The sequence below is a fragment of the Janthinobacterium lividum genome, assembly GCF_034424625.1.
Classification (GTDB): Bacteria; Pseudomonadota; Gammaproteobacteria; order Burkholderiales; family Burkholderiaceae_D; genus Janthinobacterium; species Janthinobacterium lividum.
Genome location: NZ_CP139976.1, coordinates 5,441,918 through 5,461,170, shown reverse-complemented (window position 1 = coordinate 5,461,170; position 19,253 = coordinate 5,441,918). Strand labels below are relative to the sequence as shown.

The 19,253-nt window shown below is 64.7% G+C and carries 15 protein-coding genes and 1 pseudogene; 12 read left to right on the top strand and 4 right to left on the bottom strand.

What is annotated here, in order from left to right:
• Window positions 1-73: 73 nt before the first annotated feature.
• Together U0004_RS24640 and U0004_RS24635 are read left to right on the top strand one after the other, a co-directional pair.
• Window positions 74-1,378 (top strand): cytochrome-c peroxidase, encoded by a 1,305-nt coding sequence (locus tag U0004_RS24640; protein ID WP_070254513.1) that lies wholly within the window; start codon window positions 74-76, stop codon window positions 1,376-1,378.
• Window positions 1,379-1,516: 138 nt separating this feature from the next.
• Window positions 1,517-1,846, top strand: coding sequence for a hypothetical protein (locus U0004_RS24635; protein ID WP_034786523.1), 330 nt, complete (start codon window positions 1,517-1,519; stop codon window positions 1,844-1,846).
• A gap of 56 nt (window positions 1,847-1,902) precedes the next feature.
• Here the strand turns inward: U0004_RS24635 and U0004_RS24630 are convergent, their stop codons facing one another.
• From U0004_RS24630 to U0004_RS24615, 4 genes are all read right to left on the bottom strand, one after another.
• Window positions 1,903-3,960, bottom strand: a complete 2,058-nt coding sequence (locus U0004_RS24630) for a tetratricopeptide repeat-containing diguanylate cyclase (RefSeq protein WP_327076245.1) — start codon at window positions 3,958-3,960, stop codon at window positions 1,903-1,905.
• Between the two features lie 182 nt (window positions 3,961-4,142).
• Window positions 4,143-5,951, bottom strand: coding sequence for an ABC transporter ATP-binding protein (locus tag U0004_RS24625; protein WP_070254514.1), 1,809 nt, complete (start codon window positions 5,949-5,951; stop codon window positions 4,143-4,145).
• Window positions 5,941-7,692, bottom strand: a complete 1,752-nt coding sequence (locus U0004_RS24620; protein ID WP_070254515.1) for an ABC transporter ATP-binding protein — start codon at window positions 7,690-7,692, stop codon at window positions 5,941-5,943. Before U0004_RS24620 ends, U0004_RS24625 begins: the two co-directional genes overlap by 11 nt.
• 165 nt (window positions 7,693-7,857) lie before the next feature.
• The gene (locus U0004_RS24615; RefSeq protein WP_115057575.1) at window positions 7,858-8,685 is read right to left on the bottom strand and encodes a phasin family protein; all 828 of its coding nucleotides are present in this window, start codon (window positions 8,683-8,685) and stop codon (window positions 7,858-7,860) included.
• Window positions 8,686-9,066: 381 nt separating this feature from the next.
• Between U0004_RS24615 and U0004_RS24610 the strand changes: the two genes are divergently transcribed.
• The 10 genes and pseudogenes from U0004_RS24610 (at window position 9,067) to xylB (ending at window position 19,226) form a co-directional block, all read left to right on the top strand.
• Window positions 9,067-10,341 carry an amidohydrolase family protein gene (locus tag U0004_RS24610; protein WP_070257993.1) on the top strand — a complete coding sequence of 425 codons (1,275 nt, stop codon included), beginning with the start codon at window positions 9,067-9,069 and terminating at the stop codon, window positions 10,339-10,341.
• A gap of 36 nt (window positions 10,342-10,377) precedes the next feature.
• Window positions 10,378-10,896, top strand: a complete 519-nt coding sequence (locus U0004_RS24605; RefSeq protein ID WP_070257992.1) for a GNAT family N-acetyltransferase — start codon at window positions 10,378-10,380, stop codon at window positions 10,894-10,896.
• An 8-nt stretch (window positions 10,897-10,904) separates the two neighbouring features.
• Window positions 10,905-11,435: a GNAT family N-acetyltransferase gene (locus tag U0004_RS24600; protein WP_081345764.1), complete on the top strand. Its 531-nt coding sequence runs from the start codon at window positions 10,905-10,907 to the stop codon at window positions 11,433-11,435.
• Window positions 11,436-11,571: 136 nt separating this feature from the next.
• Window positions 11,572-12,843, top strand: a complete 1,272-nt coding sequence (locus tag U0004_RS24595) for an ABC transporter substrate-binding protein (RefSeq protein WP_070257991.1) — start codon at window positions 11,572-11,574, stop codon at window positions 12,841-12,843.
• 81 nt (window positions 12,844-12,924) lie between these two features.
• The gene (locus U0004_RS24590) at window positions 12,925-13,815 is read left to right on the top strand and encodes a carbohydrate ABC transporter permease (RefSeq protein WP_034786529.1); all 891 of its coding nucleotides are present in this window, start codon (window positions 12,925-12,927) and stop codon (window positions 13,813-13,815) included.
• The gene (locus tag U0004_RS24585; protein WP_070257990.1) at window positions 13,803-14,630 is read left to right on the top strand and encodes a carbohydrate ABC transporter permease; all 828 of its coding nucleotides are present in this window, start codon (window positions 13,803-13,805) and stop codon (window positions 14,628-14,630) included. The genes U0004_RS24590 and U0004_RS24585 overlap by 13 nt, the downstream gene beginning before the upstream one ends.
• Window positions 14,631-14,641: 11 nt before the next feature.
• Window positions 14,642-15,682, top strand: coding sequence for an NAD(P)-dependent alcohol dehydrogenase (locus tag U0004_RS24580; RefSeq protein ID WP_070257989.1), 1,041 nt, complete (start codon window positions 14,642-14,644; stop codon window positions 15,680-15,682).
• A 2-nt stretch (window positions 15,683-15,684) separates the two neighbouring features.
• A pseudogene (locus U0004_RS24575) lies at window positions 15,685-16,773 on the top strand (ABC transporter ATP-binding protein); the annotation flags it as partial.
• Between the two features lie 69 nt (window positions 16,774-16,842).
• Window positions 16,843-17,733: an AraC family transcriptional regulator gene (locus tag U0004_RS24570; RefSeq protein WP_034786532.1), complete on the top strand. Its 891-nt coding sequence runs from the start codon at window positions 16,843-16,845 to the stop codon at window positions 17,731-17,733.
• Window positions 17,734-17,750: 17 nt separating this feature from the next.
• Window positions 17,751-19,226, top strand: coding sequence for a xylulokinase (gene xylB, locus U0004_RS24565; protein ID WP_070257988.1), 1,476 nt, complete (start codon window positions 17,751-17,753; stop codon window positions 19,224-19,226).
• Window positions 19,227-19,253: the final 27 nt, after the last annotated feature.

The window sequence follows — 19,253 nt, the reverse complement described above, 5'->3', positions numbered from 1 at the left end:
GGCGCCTGTTACATGACGTAATGTACGGACTTGATACATGAGGTTTTGCAGGGTTTTGTCACGCAGCTGTCACATGCCGTTGCTACGCTGCCAGCCCATGATGAATACGAATCCCTCCCTGCTGCTTGCCTTTGTAGCCGCCTGCCTGCTGGCCGCCTGCCATCCGGCAGCGCAGAAAGAAGCCGCGGCCAAGCCCGCCTATCTGTCGGGCGCATACGCCCCCACCCTGCAACGCCAGCCTTCCGTGGCCCAGATGACGGCCATGGGCCGCGCCATGTTTTTCGCGCCCAGCCTGTCCGTGTCGGGGAAGATGTCGTGCGCCAGCTGCCACAGTCCGGATCACGCGTATGGCCCGCCAAATGCCCTGGCAGTGCAGCTGGGCGGCCCCGAACTGAAGGATGCGGGCACGCGGGCCGCGCCGTCGCTGCGCTACCTGCAGACGGCGCCCGCCTTTACCGAACATTTCCATGACGATGATGGCGACGACAGCGTCGACGCGGGCCCCACGGGCGGGCGCAACTGGGATGGCCGCGCCCAGTCCGGCCACGAACAGGCGCTGGCGCCGTTGCTGTCGCCGCGCGAGATGGGCAACCGCGATGCGGCCGCCGTCGTCGCCAAGTTGCGGGCCGGCCCTCTGGCGGCGCAGTTCCGCCAGACGTATGGCGCGGATATCTTCGAACAGCCGGGCCAGGCGCTGCGCTGGGCGCTGATGTCGCTGGAAGTGTTCCAGGAAAGCCCGTTGGACTTCTATCCGTACACGAGCAAGTACGACGCCGTGCTGCGCAAGCAGGCCGTCCTGAGCCCGCAGGAAGCGCGCGGCCTGGCCCTGTTCAATGATGAGCGCAAGGGCAATTGCGCGTCCTGCCATATCAGCCAGGTGAGTGCCGGCGGCGCCTTTCCCCAATTTACGGATTACGGCTTGATCAATATCGGCGTGCCGCGCAATGGCAAGCTGCCCGTCAATGCGGACCCGGCGTTCTTCGACATGGGCTTGTGCGGTCCGGACCGCACCGACTTGATGGAGCACAAGGAATACTGCGGCAGCTTCAAGACGCCATCCTTGCGCAATGTCGCCCTGCGCAAGGTGTTTTTCCACAATGGCAGCTTTGACAGCCTGGAGCAGGTGCTGCGTTTTTACGTGCAGCGCGATACGGCGCCGCAAAAATGGTATCCGGCAGATAAGCACGGCAAGGTGCGCAAATACGACGACTTGCCGCCCGGCCTGGTGGCGAACGTGAACGTGGAAGCGCCATTCGACCGCCAGCCGGGCCAGGCGCCCGCCCTGAACGAAACGGAGATCGCCGACGTGATCGCCTTCCTGCATACCCTGACGGATGGCTATCAGGCACCCCGCCCGGCACAGGGAAAACATGGCTGAAAAGATATCAGGATACCATTGCTTACAACTACGCCACAAAAGCCTGTTTTTATGTGCGTTAGCGCACGCTAGAAAATTTTAGGCAGGTGTATATTGCGAACTGATCTGTGTCTTTTGATAACAATGAAAGGGAATATCATGAAAGTAAGCAAAAATTGGATGACCGTGTGCGCCGCCGGGATGATGGTTGTGGCACTGGCTGCCTGCCAGAAGAAGGACGATGTCGCTGCCGGTCCTGCTGAACAAGCTGGCCAGAAGATCGATGCGGCCGCCGCCAAGGCTGAAGCCGACATCAAGGCCGCCGCTACCAAAGCTGACGCTGCCGTGAGCCAGGCCGCTGCCGACACGGGCGCCAAGATGGACCAGGTCGCCGCTGACGCCGACAAGAAAATGAGCGAAGCGGCCGATGCCGTCGGCAAGAAAGTGGAAAAAGCCGGCGAAAAGATGCAGGAATCCGCGCACAAGTAATCAGCGTAACAAGCGCGCCAGGGCCGGCCACTTCCGGCCGGGCCCCGCAGCTGTCGTCAGGTGATGGCGGCTGCGGCGACGCCATCGCTGGCCTGGCCGCCTGGCCTCTTCTGCCCCACCGTCTCCGTTTTATCCACCCCGTCCGCGCTCCCCAGTACCACGCTCAAATCGACGAAGCCGTCGCGCCACGCGCGTTCCAGGTCTTGCTCCACCGCTTCCAGGGTCGTTCTTTCCACCTGCTGAAAACCGCGCAAGCCATACGCCCGGTTGCGCCCGTGCGCCTTGGCCAGGTACAGCGCCATGTCGATCAGGTTGACGCTGCGCTCCCACGTGAGCGGCCGTCCCAGCGGCGCCAGCGGATAGGGTGCAAAGCCCACGGACACGTGTACCTTGATGGCTTGCCCCTGGTAGTGGATGCTTTGCGCCGCCATGCCGTTGAGGATGCGCCGCGCGATGTCATCGAGTCCGTCGCGCGCGACGGCTGGCAGGAAGGCGAGGAATTCTTCGCCGCCCCAGCGCACGATCATGTCCGTTTCGCGCAGCACTTCGTGCAGGGTTTCGGCGATCGTCGTCAGCACCAGGTCGCCTGCCGCATGGCCGTAAGCGTCGTTGATGTGCTTGAAATGGTCGACGTCGAGCAGGAACAGCGCACCCACGACATCGGCGCCGCCATAGGACGGCTGCGGCTTGCCCGCATGGCTGCGCATGAATTCCTGGAAATGGCGGCGGTTGTACAGGGCCGTCAGCGGGTCGCGCGAGCTCTGGCGCTTGAGTTCCTGATTTTTCACCTTCAACTGCACGTTCGCGTGGCGCACCTTGCGGTACAGCAAGCCGACGATCACGGACGCCATGGCCAGTACCAGCGCCAGCAGCCACCATACGCGCTGCTGCAGGCGGCGGTTGTCGATTTCCGTGCTCTTGATCTGATTCTCGCGGCTCAGCAGCTCGATTTGGCGCTGTTTTTTTTCCGCCTCATACTTTTCCTGCAGCTCATATACGGCCTTTTGCCGCTGTTTCTCGAACAGCTGGTTCGAGATGCCCCGTTCGCGGTGATACGCCGTGACGGCGCCGCGCAGGTCGCCTGCCTTTTCCAGCGCCATGCCGTATTCCAGCATCACGGCCTGCATTTCCGGCTGGTTGGCCGTGCGTTCGTAGTAGGCCAGGCCCGTGGCCACGCTTTGCTTGCCTTCCTGTAAACGTCCCTGGCCGATCAGCGCCTGGCCGATGTTCAGGCGCGCCGTCGCCTCCACCTGTTCATTGTTGACCAGGCGCGCCGCCGTGATGGCTTCATTCGCAAAGCGCAGGGCGCGCGTGTAGTCGCCTTCCTTCAGATAGCTGTCCGACAGATTGACGAGGGTGACGGCGACCATGCCGCGCGCGCCCAGCTGGCGCTCCAGCGCCAGGGCCGCCAGCAGGGCGCGCTGGCCCCGCTGCGGCTGCTGCGCGTCGAGCGCCAGCCCGTATTCCGTATTCTTTGCCTGCGCCATGCGGCCCGGCGATGCCAGGGTGCCGGATACGGCCAGCAATTCGTCGAGCACCTCGAAGCCCTTGTCGTATTCGCGCATCTGCGTGTACAGCAGGGTGAGGGCATTCAGCGCGGCGGCCAGGCTGGAGGGGGAGTTGCTCTGGCGCGCCAGGTCGACGGCCGCCTGCAGCTTGGCCAGCGCAAACGGGAAATTGCCTTCCTCAGCCCAGGACTGGCCCGCGCTGATGGTGGCCTGCACGCGCACGGGCAAGTCGTCCGTGCGGTTGGCGATGCGTTCCGCCTCAAAGGCCAGCAGGTGCGAGGCGCGGCGCTCGTTCATGGCGAACGTGACATAGGCTTTGCAGAGGATGCCTTTCGCCAGCGCCACGTCGCTCTTGTTCTGGCGGGCGTAGGCGATGAGTTCCTCGGCCAGGCGCATGGCGATATCGTTCTGTCCCAGGCGCATGCGCACGGTACTCAGCTGTGTCAGGAATTCCGCGCGCACCAGCAGGGGAGCGTTGCGCGCCTGCGATTCCACCTCCTCCAGGCGCTGCAGGGCGCGCGCGGGGACGAAGCGGCCATCCTCGCGCACGGCGGCAATATGCTGCTCCAGCTTGCTGACCTGGGCATGGCTGGCGGGCGGCAGCAAGCAGGCCAGTACCAGCAGCCAATGCGCCTTTCGCCATGATGCCCGATTCTGTCTGCCTGCCAACGTCCCGCTCCCGCAATGACACCTGTCTGTAACAGATTATATTCTGTTGCAATCAAGAAATATCATGCAGGGCACAGAAATTTGCGAAAGTGCACACTGCCGGCATTGACAAGGCCCCTTTACTGCGCCAGCTGCTGCAGCAGGTACAGGCGCTGGTACAGGCCGCCTTCGATCTGCATCAGGGCATCGTGCGGTCCCGCTTCCGTGATGCGGCCGTGGTTCAGCACGATGATGCGGTCGGCCTCGCGGATGGTCGACAGGCGGTGGGCGATGGCGATGATGGTCACCTTGCCGCGCAACTCGTTGAGGGCCTGCTGCACGATCTGCTCCGTCTGGCTATCGATGCGCGACGTCGCTTCGTCGAGCAGCAGAATGCGCGGTTGGCCGGCCAGCGCGCGGGCAATCGCGATCAGCTGCTTCTGCCCCGATGACAGGCGCGAGCCGCCTTCGCCCAGCGGCGTGTCGTAGCCGTGTTCCAGCGCGGCGATGAAATCGTGCGCATGCGCGGCGCGGGCTGCCGTCTCGATTTGCTGCTGCGTGTAGCCACGGCCCATGTCGATGTTTTCGCGCGCCGAGGCCGCCAGCAGGAAGGGGTCTTGCGGCACTAGGCCCACGTCGGCGCGGAAGTGCTCGTTGTCGATGCTGTCGAGGGCCACGCCATTGATGGCGATGCTGCCCCGCGCGACGGGATAAAAGCGCAGCAGCAGCGACAGCAGGGTCGACTTGCCGCTGCCCGTATGGCCGACGATGCCAAAGAAGGCGCCCTGCGGAATCGTCAGCGACAGGTCGTGCAGCACGGGCTGGTTTTCCACGTAGGCGAACGTCAGGTTCTGGATGTCCACGGCGGGCAGGTCGCTGCCCGCTTTCGTCTGCCGCAGGGCCGGTGTTTCCCTTCCCTGTGCATGCTCGAGCGCCTGCGCTTCGTCCAGCAGGGCCGAGACGCGGGCCGTGGCCACCACCGACTGCTGCAACTGGCTGAATTGCATGGTGATCTGGATCAAGGGTTCGATCACGCGCGCGATGTAGCTGATGAACGCATACAGCACGCCCACTTCCACGGCGCCCATCTCGCGCCGGCCGAAGCTGAAGATGACGACGGCCAGCAGCACGATGTTGAGCATGTCGAGCGCAGGGCGCAGCAGCCAGGCGTTGGCGCGCAATTCCTGCATGCGCGCCGTGTAGTGGTCCTGGTTGATGCCCGTGAAGCGCGCGCCGAAGCGCTTTTCCGCGTTATTCGCCTGCAGCACGCTCATGCCGCCGATCGATTCGGCGATCTGGCCGTTGATCTCGCTGCGCAGGGCGCGCGCGCGCGTGACGGCCGGCGCGCTCCAGCGCTGGTACAGGAAGACGATGGCCAGCACGGCCGGCAGCAGGGCCAGCACGATCAGCATCAGCCGCCAGTCGAGGAAGGCCATGGCGGCCATGGTGCCGACCAGCACGATGGAGCTGTCGAGGATGACGAACAGCACCTGCACGTACAGCGATTTCACCGCTTCCGTGTCGTTGGTGACCCGGCTGACCAGTTGTCCCGTGATGGCGCGGTCGAAGAAGGCCATGGGCAGGCGCAGCACGTGCTGGTAGACGGTTTCGCGCAGGCGCTGCACCGAACGCATGGCCAGGCCGGACAGGCGCACCAGCTGCAGATAGCGCAGGCCGGAAGCGACCCAGCCCGTCAGCAGGCATCCGCCCAGCAGCAGCGACATGCGCGTCCAGTCCAGGTTGCGCGGCAGCAGATGCTGGTCGATCAGGGCCTTGCCCAGAATCGGCCCCGTCACTTCCAGTGCGGCGGCGAGGATCAGCCAGAACGTGGCCCAGTACAGGTGGCGCAGGTCGGGCGCGGCGGCGCGGCGCAGCAGGCCGATGGCTTGCGCGGCCTGGCGGCGCACGGATTGCGTGGCGGTGGTGGCTTGGTCGGTCTTAGATGGCATCGAGGCTGGCCTCCAGTTGTTGATAGCGCCACTGGCTGGCATACCAGCCGTCGCGCTGCATCAGCGCGTCGTGGTTGCCCGTTTCCGTGACGTGGCCGTCGCGCAGCACCAGGATCAGGTCCGCGTTGACGACGGCGCTCAGGCGGTGGCTGGCGATGATGGCGCTGCGCTCGGGGCGCTTGCGGCGCAGTTCTTCCAGGTGCTGCAGGATGCGCGTTTCCGTACCCGTGTCGACGGCGGACAGCGCGTCGTCGAGCAGCAGCAAGCCGTTGTCGGCCAGGAGAGCCCGGGCAATCGCCACGCGCTGGCGCTGGCCGCCCGACAGGGTGATGCCTTTCTCGCCCACGTGGGTGGCATAGCCGTCGGGGAATTGCAGGATATCGGCATGGATGTCGGCCAGCTGCGCCGCCCGTTCCACTTCCTCGCGCGTGGCGCCGGGACGGGCCAGGGCGATATTGTCGGCGATGGTGGCGGAGAACAGGAACGATTCCTGCGGCACCCAGCTGATGGCAGCGCGCAGCGCGTGTAAGGTATACGCGTCCAGCGGCTGGCCGCTCCACGTCGCCGTGCCCGATTGCGGCGTGACCTGGCGCAGCAGCACGCGCAGCAGGGTCGACTTGCCGCTGCCCGTCGGGCCCACCAGGCCCAGGGTCTGGCCCGGCTGCAGGCGCAGCGAGATGCCGGACAGCGCGGGCGCCGTCTGGCCTGCATAGGCAAAGCCGACGTCCTGCAATTGCAGGGGCCCGGGCGTGAGGGTGGCGATGGTGCCATGGTCGTCGATGGCCAGAGGCGCGTCCAGCATGGGCTGCAAGCGCTGCCAGGCGGCACGGCCCCGTTCGATCAGGGAGAGCACCCAGCCGGCGGCGAACATGGGCCAGATCAGCTGGCCCAGGTACATGGAAAAGCTCGTCAGCGCGCCGATGGTCAGCTGGCCTTGCCACACGAGGTAGCCGCCCAGGCCCAGGGTCAGCGCCGTGGCGGCCGTCAGCGTCAGGCCGACGGCCGGTTCATACGCCGCTTCCCAGCGCTGCGCCGTCAGGCTGGCGTTCGCCGCGTGGCCGGCCAGGGCGGAAAACTGCTGGCTGCTACGCTCTTCCAGGCCCAGCGCGCGCAGGGTGCGCACGCCCGACAGCGATTCCTGCACATGGTCGTTCAGCGCGGAAAAGCGCTTCAATGAATCCGTCGATGCCGTGTGGATATGGCTGGAAATGCGCCAGAAGGCCAGTCCCATCAGCGGGAAGGGCAAGAGGGCGATGCAGGCCAGGCGCCAGTCCACGCCCAGCAGCATGATGCCCAGCACCATCAGCAGGGTCAATGTGCCGTCGAAGCCGGCCAGCATGGCTTCGCCGGCGGCCATTTCGATGGCGTCGATGTCGTTCGTCGCCAGCGCCATCAGGTCGCCCGTGCGCTGGTTCTGGTAGAACGACGCGCCCTGCTGCGACATGCGCGTGTAGAAACGCGTGCGCAGCATCACGCCCAGCTGGTAGGCGGCCTTGAACAGGGTGATGCGCCAGCCCACGCGCAGGAAATAGATGACGACGCCGACGGCGAGCAGGGTCAGCAGCTCAAGCCACAGTTCGGCAGCCGTCATGCGGTGCGCGGCCAATGCGTCGATGATGGCGCCCACGCGGCGCGGGATCCAGACGGTCAGTGTTGCCACGCCTGTCAGCATGACGGCAGCGGCGGCATACGCCGGCCAATGCTGACGCACGAAGCCGGCGATGAGCCTCGATAAACTCATGGTTACCTTTTGTTTTTAGTAATGGGGTGTCGCGGGGCGGAAGGACGGGCACGCGGACGGAAAGTACGCGTAGGATACAACAAGGTAGAAAAGCGCGCTGTGGACGGGCACGCAAAAAACGGGCCGTAGCCCGTTGTTTTGCTGCGTCAGTGGCGTGCGCGACGCTTACTTGCGGCCGCTGCCTTTGCCGCCCAACATGTCGAGCTGTTTCGATGGCGTGCCTTTGGGGGCGGCCTTGGCTGCCGGCTTGGCGGCTGGCGCAGGAGCGTGCTTCACGGCGGCCTTGGCCACGGTCTTGCCGACGGCGCTGGCCGGCTTGGCGGCCGGTTTGGCCGGTGCTGGCGCGGCGGCGGGTGCAGGTGCGGGCTTGGCCGCTTCAGGCTTGGCAACCGGTTTGGCTTCGACCGCTTTCACGGCGGGCTTGTCGGCGGCCTTCTCGGCCACCTTGGCAGGCGCTGCCGCTGGCTTGGCTGCCGGTGCGGCGACAGGCGCGGGCGCTGGCTTGGCGACAGGCTTGGCCACTTCGGCAGGCTTGGCGGCAACGGGCGCTGGGGCCGCTGCTGGCGCTGGCGCAGCGACAGGGGCAGCGGCAGGTGCGGCGATGGCCGGCGCAGGCTTGGCTGCGGCAGGGGCAGGGGCCGTTGCGGCGGCAGGGGCTACCGCATCGAGGCGGGCCTTGGCCGAGGCCAGCAATTCCGCCTGGGTGCTCGAGGCGATGCCGAACAGCTGGCGGCTGTAGGCCAGCACGCTCTCGATGTTAGGCTGCGCTTGGTTGCTGCTGTAGCTGAAGAAGTCGCGCGGGTCCTGCGTTTCCAGCAGGTGCTGCGCCGTTTCCGCTGTCTGCGACAGGGCGGCCTTGCTTGCGTTCAAGTTCAGGGCGATGATTTTCTCGGCGCTTTCAAAGACTTTGCTGGTCAGCGTGCTGAAGATCTGCAGCTGGTTTTCCAGTTGCGACTTGGCGGCGCTGGAAATTTGTTCAGGAAGCGGAAACATATTTACTCCTTTGTACGGATTAAAATGCTGGCAAAACGCTCTGCAAAATCCCGAAAACCAGAGTTGGCCGCGTTTTGTAAAGCGGGTAGCGTGCTGAATAGCTGATCATAGGCTGATTTTGATGCAACGCAATATGAATATTCTAGCGGTGATTCGAGTTGGTTGAAAGTTATTTTTATCGCGCCGCCCTGTCATGGCGGCATAGTATTCATCAGCTTGTTGCTGTCTGACGAATGTTTGCGCCCGCGCAAGGCGCGCATCGTGATTCTATGGCTATGTTTTTGCCAGTCGCTATATTTTTGCACTGCAGCATTCGCACGGAAGTAGATGTAATGGCAATGATGTCATTGCCCCCAAGTAGCCAACAGAAGGAGTGTCCGCATGGACCTTGTCATCCGCAATGCCAGCCTGCCCGACGGGCGCCGCGCCATCGATATCGCCATCGAGGGCGGCCGCATCGCCGCCGTCGGCCCCGCCTTGCCCGTGGCGGGCGCGCAAGAGATCGACGCCGCCGGCGACCTCGTCACGCCGCCGTTCGTCGACGCCCACTTCCACATGGACGCCACGCTCAGCTACGGCTTGCCGCGCGTGAACGCCTCCGGCACCCTGCTCGAAGGCATTGCCCTGTGGGGCGAACTGAAGCCGCAATTGACGCAGGACGCCCTGGTGGATCGCGCCTTGCAGTATTGCGACTGGGCCGTGGCGCGCGGCTTGCTGGCCATCCGCTCGCACGTGGATATCTGCGACCCGCGCCTGCTGGCCGTCGAAGCGCTGCTCGACGTCAAGCGGCAAGTGGCGCCGTATCTCGATTTGCAGCTGGTGGCCTTCCCGCAGGATGGCATCCTGCGCAGCCCCGGCGCCTTCGACAATCTGAAGCGCGCGATTGCCATGGGCGTCGACGTGGTGGGCGGCATCCCGCATTTCGAGCGCACCATGGCCGACGGCGCGGAATCCGTGCGCCTGCTGTGCGAATTTGCCTGTGAACGTGGCCTGATGGTCGACATGCACTGCGACGAGTCGGACGACCCGCTGTCGCGCCACATCGAAACCCTGGCCTTCCACAGCCAGCGTCTTGGCATGCAGGGCAGGGTGACGGGGTCGCACCTGACGTCCATGCATTCGATGGACAATTATTATGTCAGCAAACTGCTGCCCCTGATCCGCGAGGCGGGCGTGGCGGCCATCGCCAACCCCCTCATCAACATCACTTTGCAGGCGCGCCACGACACGTATCCGAAGCGGCGCGGCATGACGCGCGTGCCCGAGATGCTGGCCGCCGGCATTCCCGTCGCCTTCGGCCACGACTGCGTGATGGACCCGTGGTACAGCCTCGGGTCGGGCGACATGCTGGAAGTGGCGCACATGGGTTTGCACGTGGCGCAGATGACGGGCCAGCAAGCCATGCACGACTGCTTCCTGGCCGTGACGGAGACGCCGGCGCGCATCCTGGGCCTCGATGGCTACGGCATCGCGCCCGGCTGCCATGCGGACTTGCTGATCCTCGATTGCAGCTCCACGGTGGAAGCGCTGCGCCTGCGCGCGGCGCGGCGCCTGGTGCTGCGGCGGGGGAAAGTCGTCAGCGAGGCGCCCCGCGCGCAATCGCGCCTGCACCTGCCGGGACGGCCCGAAACGGTCAATTTTCGCCTGGGGCGCTGATACAATCATCCATCACTTGTTATCGGGAGTACCGCTTTGAAAGAAATTGATATCCGCCCGGCCAACGAAGCCGACTTCGACGCCATGTGGCCGATCTTCCAGACTCTGGTTGCCGGCGGCGACACCTATACCTTCCCCGCCGATACCACGCGCGAAGAGTGCCATGCCTACTGGTTCGGCCCCGGCGTGCAAAGCTTTGTCGCCGTGATGGGCAGCGAGCGCCTGCTGGGCATGTACAAGCTGGTGGCGAACCAGCCGGGCCATGGATCGCACGTGGCCAATGCCTCGTTCATGGTCGATCCCGCCGCGCAGGGCGTGGGCGTGGGCCGCCTGCTGGGCGTGCACTGCATGGAAGAAGCACGCCGCGCGGGCTACCTGGCGATGCAGTTCAACTTCGTCGTCAGCACCAACCTGGCTGCCGTCACCCTGTGGAAAAAACTGGGCTTCACGGTCGTTGCCACCCTGCCACTGGCCTACCGCCACGCGCAGCTGGGCTATGTCGATGCCTACGTGATGTACCAGCTGCTGACCGACCCGATGCAGTGGCCGGCATGAGCGGCGCCATGACAGAGCCGATCACCGTCATCGAGACGTCCCGCTTGCGCTTGCGCACCGCTACCCTGGACGATGCGGCCTTCTACATGGAGCTGGTCAACGACCCGTCGTGGATCGCCAACATCGGGCAGCGCAACATCCACACCCTGGAAGCGGCCCGCGCCGCGCTGGAAACGGGACCCATGGCGCAGTTCCGCGCGCATGGCTATTCGCTGTACATCGTCGAGCGCCGCAGCGACGGCGCGCCTGTCGGCATGGCCGGCCTGGTGCGCCGCGACAGCCTGCCCGGCCCCGATATCGGCTATGCCGTGCGCCCTGCGTACTGGGGCCAGGGCTATGCCTGGGAAGCGGCGGCCGCCATCGTGCAGCATGCGCAGCACGTGCTGCGCCTGCGCACCCTGTACGGCATCACTTCGCAGCAGAACCAGGCGTCGATCAACCTGCTCAACAAGCTGGGCCTGCGCTTCGAGCGTTTCTCGCGCCTGCCGCCGGATGGCAAGGAGACGAATGTCTACCGCAAGGATTTTCGTCTGGACTGAGACGGCAAATGCGTATCAGGGAAGTGAAAAAAAGTATTTAGAAACCCGCGCCTTTTGTAGTGGTGGCGCGCGGTCTTTGTTTTTATAGTTGGCATACCGGTGGAAAACCGCCGGACTATAAAAATGGAGACGTGTTATGAAAATCATGACTGCTGTTGCATGGGGCGCCCTCATGTCCGCCGGGTTCGCAGACGCCTCGGCGCAAAGCTGCTCGGTGCCTGTGCTCAAGGTGCTGGCGCAAAAAAGCCTGGGCCTGACCGTGATGGAAAAGACCCTCGCCGAGTATGAAAAGAAAAGCGGCACCAAGGTACAAATCAGCTATTTCGGCGAAAACGACCGCCGCTCCAAGGCCAGGCTCGATGCTTCCACCAAGGCCGGTTCCTACCAGATCTATTACATCGATGAAGCCAACGTGGCCGAATTTGCCACTGCCGGCTGGGTCGTCCCCCTGCTCAAATACCTGCCCAAGGACGCCGACTACGACGACTTCCTGCCGGGCCGCCGCGCAGTCGCCTCGTACAAGGGCGTGGCGTATTTCGCGCCCCTGATCGGCGGCAGCGACTTCCTGTTCTACCGCCGCGACCTGCTGGAAAAGGCCGGCATCGCCGTGCCGAAGACGCTCGACGAACTGGTCGCCGCCGTGAAAAAACTCAACAGCCCGCCCAACGTGTATGGCTGGGCGGCGCGGGGCCAGCGCGGCTCGGGCATGAATGTGTGGCGCTGGTCGCCGTTCATGCTGGCCGCCGGCGGCAAGTGGGAAAAGGACGGCGTGCCGACCTTCAATTCGCCGCAGGCCGTGAAGGCCACCACGCTGTACCGCGACCTGTTCAAGTATTCGCCGCCGGGCGGTGCCACCTACGACTGGAGCAATGCGCTCGAAGCGTTCAGGTCGGGCAAGGTGGCCTTCATGATCGAGTCGACGCCGTTTGCCGACTGGATGGAAGACCCGAAAAAATCCTCGGTGGTCGACAAGGTGGGCTATGTGCGCCCGCCCGCGCCGCTGGCGTCTGCCGCCTATGGCCACGGCCTGGCCATCTCCGCCACGGGCGCGAAGGATGAATGCACGCGCCAGGCGGCCGGCAAGTTTATCGCTTTCGCCACGGGCAAGGAACAGGAGCAGGCGCGCCTGAAGGACAACGTCTTCAGCGACTACAACCGCAGCAGCACCATCGCCAGCGACTACTTCCGCAAGCACGTCAAGCCGCAGATCCAGGCGGGCCTGACGGACACCACGCCCGTCTCGCGCGTCACCATCTGGCCTAGCCCCGAGTGGCCGGACATCGGCGACAACCTGGGCGTGGTGCTGGAAGAGGTATTTACGGGCACGCGCGGCGACGTGCAAAGCGCGCTCGATGAAGCGAATGAGTACGCGACTGAAGTGATGCAACGGGCTAGCAAAAGAAAGTAAGCCGCATGCCGTTCCGCCGCCGCCCGCGAAGGCGGCGGCCAGCTTCCCTGTGCCTGACAGTCCGTTGCGAGAGTCTCTCCTATGCCACACACTATCCGTAAAAAACGCCATACCTGGCTGCCGGCCGTGTTTCTGACACTGCCGCTGCTGGTCCTGCTGATACTGGGCCTGGTGCCCAGCATCGCCGCCATCAACCTGGCCCTGCAAAATCGCGTGCTGCGCTACAGCGACAGCGATTACGTCGGCTTTGCCAATTTCATCCGCCTGTTCGGCGACCGCCGCTTCGTCAATGCCGTGCAGGTATCGGCCATCTGGGAAGTGGTCACCGTGGCCGGCTCGCTGATCGTCGGCGTGCTGCTGGCCGTGTTCCTGTTCGAGAGAGTCAGGGGACGCACGCGTGACGTCATCGCGCTGCTGCTGATCGTGCCCGTGCTGCTGCCGCGCGTCTCGGCCGCCTTCATCTGGAAGTTCATGTATTCGCCGCTGATGGGCATCCTCAACTGGCTGCTCGAGTGCGTGGGCCTGGGCGGCACGGCCTTGCTGTCCGATCCCGCCACGGCCCTGTACGCGGTGGCGCTGGTCGACATCTGGCAGTGGGGCCTGTTCTTCGGCGCCGTCATCCTGAAGCTGCTGGAAACCCTGCCCGCCGAACCGCTGGAAGCGGCGCGCCTCGATTACGCCAGCACGCTCCAGGTGTATGCGTACATTGCGCTGCCGATGCTGAAGGTGCCCATCATGAGCCTCGTGTTCATCAAGATGGTCGAGTCGCTGCGCTCGTTCGACCTGATCTACGTGATGACCAAGGGCGGCCCCGGCATCTCCACCGAAACCCTGGACATGTACGCGTATGCGCAAGGCATCGGCCTGATGGGCAAGGTGTCGTATGCGTCCAGCATGGCCGTGCTGATGATGCTGGCCACGACTGTCATCTTCACTTTACTCTGGAAGCGTGTCGCCAAATGGGAAAACTGACTGTTCGGCGCGGCATGGACCATGCCGCCACCACCGCCATTACCACCGCCATCGTGCTGGTGGCGCTGTTTCCCATCCTGTGGGCCGTGCTCAATTCCTTCAAGGAGCTGATGGATATCGTCACGCCCGTGCCGCGCTTTTTCTTCAGCCCGACCCTGGCCAACTACAAACAGGTGCTGGCCAGCCCCGAAGTGCTGACGGGACTGGGCAACAGCGTGGCCATCGTCGGCGTGGCCGTGTTGCTGGGCGCCGTGCTGGGCGTGCCGGCCGCGTATGCGATCGCCCGCTATCCGATCCCGGCCAAGAAGGATATCCAGTTCTTCCTGCTCTCCCTGCGCTTTTTGCCACCCGTCGCCGTCGCCATTCCCTTGATCTCGATCTGGATCGACCTGGGCCTGTACGACTCGCGCCTGTCGATGGTGGTGACATATCTGCTGGTGACCCTGTCGACCATCATCTGGCTGTCGATTCCCGCGTTTGCCCGCATCCCGAAAGAGATCGAGGAAGCGGCGGCGCTGGACGGCTACGGCCCTTACCAGGTGTTCTGGCACGTGGCCCTGCCGGTGGCCTCTAAAACCCTGATGGGCGGCATCGTCTTCAGCTTCGTGCTGGTCTGGAACGAACTGATGATCGCGCTGGCGCTCACCTCCTCGAAAAGCATGACCCTGCCCGTGGTGGCGTCGGCCTTCACGTCGATGGGCCAGGAAGTGCCGTGGGGCGTGGTGAACGCTTCCACCGTGCTGCTGGCGCTGCCGCCGCTGCTGTTCGTCGGCATCCTGGGACGGCTGCTCAACTCCATGCTCAAACATAAATAAGGAAGGCTATCATGCAAGCACTCGTACTGGAACAGGCGCATTCCATCACCCTGCGCGATATCGACGTGCCGCTCGCCGTCGGCCCGCGCGACGTGAAAATCAAGATTCATACCGTGGGCATCTGCGGCAGCGACGTGCATTACTTCAAGCACGGCAAGATCGGCCCCTTCGCCGTCGAAGCGCCGATGGTGCTTGGCCACGAGGCATCCGGCGTCGTGGCGGAAGTCGGAGTGGAAGTGACGCACCTGAAAGTGGGCGACCGGGTCTGCATGGAGCCGGGCGTACCGCAGTTCGATTCGCCGGCCACCATGCGCGGCCTGTACAACCTCGATCCCGCCGTGCGCTTTTGGGCCACGCCGCCCATCCACGGTTGTCTCACGCCATATGTCGTGCATCCGGCCTCGTTCACCTTCAAGCTGCCCGACAACGTCAGCTTCGGCGAAGGCGCCATCGTCGAACCGCTGGCCATCGGCCTGCAGGCGGCCAAGAAGGCGGCCATCAAGCCGGGCGACGTGGCCGTGGTGATCGGCGCCGGCACCATTGGCGCCATGAACACCCTGGCCGCGCTGGCGGGCGGCTGCTCGCGCGTGATCCTGGCCGACCTGGTGCCGGAAAAACTGGCCCTGTTCGCCGGCAATCCCGCCGTGACCACGGTCGACGTGCGCCAGGCCAGCCTGGCCGACACGGTGCGCGAGGCTACCGATGGATGGGGCGCCGACATCGTCTTCGAGGCCAGCGGCAGCATGCGCGCCTACGACAATATCATCGATCTGCTCTGCCCGAACGGCTGCCTGGTGCTGGTCGGTATGCCGCCAGATAAGGTACCTTTGGATATCGTCGCCATCCAGGCCAAGGAAGTGCGCATCGAGTCGGTGTTCCGCTACGCGAACATCTTCCCGCGCGCCATCGCCTTGCTGGCCTCCGGCAAGATCGACGTGAAGCCCTTCATTTCGCGTACCTTCGGCTTTGCCGACGGCGTGCAGGCGTTCGAGGAAGCGGCCAAGGGCCATCCGCGCGACGTCAAGATCCAGATTGAACTGGCAGGAGACTAACCATGGCAAATATCGCCTGCAGGCAGCTGCACAAGACGTATGACGAGAAGACGGCCGTGCTGCAGCCGTTCGACCTGGAAATCGATGACGGCGAATTCATCGTCCTGCTGGGGCCATCGGGCTGCGGCAAGTCGACCTTGCTGCGCATGATCGCGGGCCTGGAAGACATCAGCGGCGGCGAGCTGCTGATCGGCGGCGCCGTCGTCAACGACTTGCCGCCCCGCGCGCGCAACGTGGCGATGGTGTTCCAGAATTACGCGCTGTATCCGCACATGACGGTGTACGACAATATCGCCTTCGGCCTGCGCCGCCTGAAGGTGCCGAACGACGAGATCGAGCGCCGCGTGCGCGAGGTGGCGGCCATCCTCAGCCTGGACAGCCTGCTCGAGCGCAAGCCGCGCGCCATGTCGGGCGGCCAGCAGCAGCGCACGGCGATTGCGCGCGCCATGATAAAGACGCCGCAAGTGTTCCTGTTCGATGAGCCGCTGTCGAACCTGGACGCCAAGCTGCGCGCGCAGCTGCGCGCCGACATCAAGCGCTTGCACCGCCGCCTGCGCACCACCACCCTGTACGTCACGCACGACCAGCTCGAAGCGATGACCCTGGCCGACAGGGTGGTGCTGATGAAGGGCGGGCATATCGAGCAGATCGGCACGCCGGCGGAGCTGTACAACCGCCCGCGCACCCTGTTTGCGGCCGGCTTCATCGGCACGCCAGCCATGAATTTCATCGACGGCGTCATCGAAAAAGAAAACGGGCAAACGGTGCTCGTATGCGCCGGCTACCGCTGGCCGCTGGTCTCGCCCCGCTTCGCGGCGCTGCCGGCCGGCGCGCGCGTGGTCTTCGGCCTGCGGCCGAACCACTTGCGCGCGGCTCTGCCGCAGGAACATGCCGGCAGCCATGGCCTGGCGTGCGCCATCGACCTGGTCGAGCTGCTGGGCGCCGAAGCGCTGATCAGCTTTCAGTGCGGCACCTTGACCTTGTCGGCCCTGCTGCCGGCGAATGCGGCCAACAGCGCGGCGCAGGTAGGGCAGACCCTGGCGCTGGCCTTCGACGAAGAGCACATGCATCTGTTCGACGCCGACAGCGGGCTGGCCGTGGCGCCCGGTGGTCAGTAAGTGGTTAGAATAGGGTGACCAAGACCGTGCAAGGGAACTGCCGTGACGCCTGACCTGGAACTGATCCATAAACCGATCCACGAATCGTTTCGCGCGTGGGCGCACGGTTTTCCGCACACCGTGGCGAAATGGCATTTTCATCCCGAGTACGAGCTGCACTTCATCATCACATCGAATGGCAAATTTTTTATCGGCGACCATATCGGCAGTTACGGGGCAGGCAATCTGATCCTGACAGGGCCGAACCTGCCGCATAACTGGGTCAGCGAACTGCCGGAAGGCGTGGTCCTGCCCGAGCGCGACCTGGTGCTGCAGTTTTCCAGCGACTTCATCGAACGTTGCGCGCTGCTGTTCCCGGAGATGGCGCCCCTGAAAGCTCTGCTGGCCGAGGCGGGCAGGGGCTTGCAATTTCCCGATGCGCTGGGCCTGCGCCTGGTGCCGCTGATGAAGGAATTGACGACGGCGCAGGGCTTGCGCCGGGTCGAACTGTTTACGCGCCTGTTCGGCGAGCTGTGCGACTGCCGCGAGCGGCGCCCGCTGGCCAGCGTCACCTACCTGGCGCAGGCGGGCCGCTACATGTCGTCGACCATCAACCTGGTGCTGGCCTATATCAAGCAGAACATCACGCTCGATTTTTGCGAGCAGGACGTGGCCGACGTGGCGGAGATGAATACGCTCAAATTCACGCGTTTCTTCCGCAAGCATACGGGCACCTCGTTCATTCAATACGTCAACCAGGAGCGCATCGCGCTGGCCTGCGAGCTGCTGATGAACACGGACATGAAGGTCACCGATATCTGCTATCGCACGGGCTTCAACAACCTTTCCAATTTCAACCGCCAGTTTTTGGCACACAAGCAGATGTCGCCGTCGAAATTCCGCTCCTGCCTGCTGATGAACATGCCCGAGCCGTCAGGCGACGGCCATTCTTAACTTTCTTTTGGAATCAAATGACTTATCTCGGTATCGATATCGGCACTTCCGAAGTCAAGGCCATCCTCACCGATGATGCCCAGGCCATCCTTGCCAGCGCCGGCGTGACCCTGCGCGTCTCCAGCCCCCATCCCGGCTGGTCGGAACAGAATCCCGAGGACTGGTGGCACGCCACCCTGGACGTCATCGCGGCCATCCGCGCCGCGCAGCCGGTGGCGTTTTCCGGCCTGCGCGGCATTGCCCTGTCGGGCCAGATGCATGGCGCGACCCTGCTCGACAAGCAGCAGCACGTGCTGCGCGCGGCCATCCTGTGGAATGACACGCGGGCGTTTGCCGAATGCGTGGAACTCGAGGCGCTGGTGCCCGAGTCGCGCGCCATCACGGGCAACCAGGCGATGCCCGGCTTCACGGCGCCCAAGCTGCTGTGGCTGCAAAAGTACGAACCCTCGCTGTTCCGCGCCACGGCCAAGGTCTTGCTGCCGAAGGATTACGTGGCGCTGCGCCTGACAGGCGAGTATGTGTCCGACATGTCCGACGCTTCCGGCACCCTGTGGCTGGACGTGGCCAGGCGCGACTGGTCCGAGCGCATGCTGGCCGCTACTGGCTTGACGCGCGAGCATATGCCGCGCCTGGTCGAAGGCAGCGACGCTGCGGCGCAGGTGCGCCCGTCCCTGTGCCAGGAGTGGGGCATCGCGCATCCGGTGCTGCTGGCCGGCGGCGCGGGCGACAACGCAGCCGCCGCCGTGGGCCTGGGCGTGGTGGAGCCGGGCGCCGGCCTGCTGTCGCTGGGTACCTCGGGCGTGCTGTTCGCGGGCAGCGATGGTTTTGCGCCGAATCCGGGCCAGGGCGTGCATGCGTTCTGCCATTGCCTGCCCGAGCGTTGGCACCAGATGAGCGTGATCCTCAGTGCCGCGTCCAGCCTCAGCTGGGTGGCGCGGCTGACGCAGTCGAGCGATATCGGCGAACTGGTCAGCCTGGCGGAAAATGTCGAGGCGCGCACGGCGCCGGTCTTCCTGCCCTACCTGAGCGGCGAACGCACGCCGCATAACGATGCCTCCGCGCGCGGCGTATTTTTCGGCTTGTCGACGGAACACGGGCGCGCCGAACTGGCCTACAGCGTGATGGAAGGCGTGGCCTTTGCCATGGCCGACGGCAATGCGGCCTTGCGCAGCGCCGGCACGCATCTGGAAGAAGCGTCGTTCGTCGGCGGCGGCTCGCGCAGCCGCTTCTGGGCGCAGCTGTGCGCGAATGCCTCGGGCTTGCACGTGCTGCGCCACGACCACGGCGTGGCCGGCGGCACCATGGGCGCGGCGCGCCTGGCGCAGATGGCGGTGACGGGCTTGCCGCCCGCGCAGGTGTGCACGCGCCCGCCCATGCAGGAAACGGTGGCGCCGCAGGCTTCTGCCGTGCTGGACGACCGCCTGGCGCGCTACCGGCGGCTGTATCCGCTGCTGCGCGAAGAGTTCGCGGGAGCCGCTGTGGTGGCGCGCTGACGCTGCCAGCAAGCTTGCCCGGATGAC